A 2,198-nucleotide genomic window follows, 5' to 3' on the forward strand; every position below is an offset into this window, starting at 1 on the left:
GTGCGGACGCCTGCGGGCGAGGTCGACATCGTCGCGCGCAAGGGGACGCTCATCGCGTTCGTCGAGGTGAAGACGCGCGCGACCGCCGCCGAACTCGACTTCGCGATCGACGAGCGGCGGCTCGCGCGGGTCGCCGCGGCGGCAGAGTTTTTGATGCCGCGCTATGCCGGGCCCGGCGACGACATTCGCGTCGACGTCATCCTGCTCGCGCCCGGCACGCGCCCCCGCCATATCGAGAATGCATGGATCGGCTGAGCGGGTCGGGTGACTTGCGGCCCGCGCGCACCTACATGCGCTCGACCGTATAGAAGGAAGACGCATGAGCCTCACCGTCGCCGTCCAGATGGACCCGCTCGACAGCATCAATATCGCGGGCGATTCGACCTTCGCGCTGATGCTCTCCGCACAGGACCGCGGGCACCGGCTGTTCCATTATGCCGCGGAGGATCTCAACTACCGCGACGGCCGGGTCTGGGCGAAGGCGCACCCCGTCACCGTGCAGCGCGTGACCGGCGATCACTTCAGCGTCGGCGAGCCGGTGAACCTCGATCTCGGTGACGAGGCCGACGTCGTGCTCATGCGGCAGGACCCGCCCTTCGATCTCGGCTACATCACCGCGACGCATCTGCTCGAGCGGATCGCCGGCAAGACGCTGGTCGTCAACGACCCGGCACAGGTCCGCAACGCACCCGAAAAGGTGTTCGTGCTCGACTATCCGCAGTTCATGCCGCCAACGCTCGTCACGCGCAGCCTCGACGAGGCGCGCGCCTTCCTGGCCGAACACGGCGCAATCGTGATCAAGCCGCTCCACGGCAATGGCGGCAAGGCGATCTTCAAGGTCGAATCGGACGGTGCCAACCTGTCCGCGCTGATCGAGGTGTTCAACATGACGTGGCGCGAGCCGCACATGGTCCAGGCGTTCCTTCCCGACGTGGCCAAGGGCGACAAGCGCATCGTGCTGGTCGACGGCGAAGTCGCCGGCGCGATCAACCGCCTGCCGGGCGAGGGCGAGATCCGCTCCAACCTCGCGGTCGGCGGCTCGGCGGAAAAGACCGAGCTGACCCCGACCGAGCGCGAGATCTGCGCGGTCCTCGGACCGGAACTCAAGAAGCGCGGGCTGCTATTCGTCGGCATCGACGTGATCGGCGGCAAGTGGCTGACCGAGATCAACGTCACCTCGCCCACCGGCATCGTCGCGATCGAGCGGTTCGACGGCACCGACGTCTCCGCGATGATCTGGGACGCGATCGAGGCGAAGGTCGCGGCGCGGTAGGAAAACCACCATCCCGGTTCACGCCGGGATGGTGCGACCGCGCTGTCGAGGGAACAGATGCGGCATCCCGGAAGTATCGGTTAGCCATGACCGAATTCATCATCAACCTGATCGCCTGGGGCGGCTATTTCGGCATCTTTTTGCTGATGGCGCTCGAGAATATCGTCCCGCCCGTACCGTCCGAGGTGATCATGGGGCTCGGCGGCATTGCCGTCGCGCGCGGCCATATGGCGGTCGTGCCGCTGATCGTCGCGGGGACGGTCGGATCGGTCGCGGGCAATTACTTCTGGTATTATATCGGCCGGAACATCGGCTACGAGCGCTTCCGTCCGTTCGTCGAGCGGCATGGCCGCTGGCTGACGATCGAATGGTCGGATATCGAGAAGGTCCACCGCTTCTTCGTGAAGCGCGGCGGCTGGGTGATCTTCGTCTTCCGCTTCATGCCGACCTTCCGGACGATCATCTCGCTCCCGGCCGGGATGACGTACATGCCGTTGTGGAAGTTCGTGATCTGGACCGCTGCGGGCAGCGCGATCTGGAACACCGTGCTCGCCTATGCCGGCATCCTGCTCGGCTCGCGGTTCCAGCAGCTCGACCGCTATGTCGGCCCTGTCTCGGTCGCGACGTTCGTCATCATCGCGCTGGCCTATGGCTGGCGCGTGCTGACATGGAAGCCGAAAGGCTGACCTTGCGCTACGCCCGCGGATGCGCGTTGCGGTACACGTCCATCAGATGCGCGGCGTCGACCTGCGTATAGATCTGCGTCGAGCTGAGGCTCGCATGGCCGAGCAGCTCCTGCAACGCGCGCAGGTCCGCCCCGCGTCCCAGCAGATGCGTCGCGAAACTGTGGCGCAGTGCGTGCGGCGTCGTCCGCTCGCCCAGCCCGAGCCGCCCGCGGGCCCCGCGGACCGCGCGGCGCACGATC

4 protein-coding genes are annotated in these 2,198 nt (G+C 66.5%); 3 read left to right on the plus strand and 1 reads right to left on the minus strand.

From position 1 onward, the window contains the following. The 3 genes from sphsw_RS16060 to sphsw_RS16070 form a co-directional block, all read left to right on the plus strand. Positions 1-255 (plus strand): YraN family protein (locus tag sphsw_RS16060; RefSeq protein ID WP_031441511.1); only part of this gene is annotated, 255 nt, incomplete at its 5' end. Positions 256-319: 64 nt separating this feature from the next. Continuing rightward, positions 320-1,273 (plus strand): glutathione synthase, encoded by a 954-nt coding sequence (gshB, locus tag sphsw_RS16065; protein ID WP_031441512.1) that lies wholly within the window; start codon positions 320-322, stop codon positions 1,271-1,273. Between the two features lie 86 nt (positions 1,274-1,359). After that, entirely contained in the window at positions 1,360-1,959 is a 600-nt protein-coding gene (locus sphsw_RS16070) for a DedA family protein (protein ID WP_031441513.1), read from the plus strand. 7 nt (positions 1,960-1,966) lie between these two features. Here the strand turns inward: sphsw_RS16070 and sphsw_RS16075 are convergent. Next, positions 1,967-2,198 (minus strand): tyrosine-type recombinase/integrase (locus sphsw_RS16075; RefSeq protein WP_031441514.1); only part of this gene is annotated, 232 nt, incomplete at its 5' end.

The organism is Sphingomonas sp. FUKUSWIS1 (assembly GCF_000733135.1).
GTDB lineage: Bacteria > Pseudomonadota > Alphaproteobacteria > Sphingomonadales > Sphingomonadaceae > Sphingomonas > Sphingomonas aerolata.

Bases quoted from the DNA above. Each gene is read 5' to 3' on its own strand.
- sphsw_RS16070 (WP_031441513.1), top strand. From the start codon at position 1,360: ATGACCGAATTCATCATCAACCTGATCGCCTGGGGCGGCTATTTCGGC.
- gshB (WP_031441512.1), top strand. From the start codon at position 320: ATGAGCCTCACCGTCGCCGTCCAGATGGACCCGCTCGACAGCATCAAT.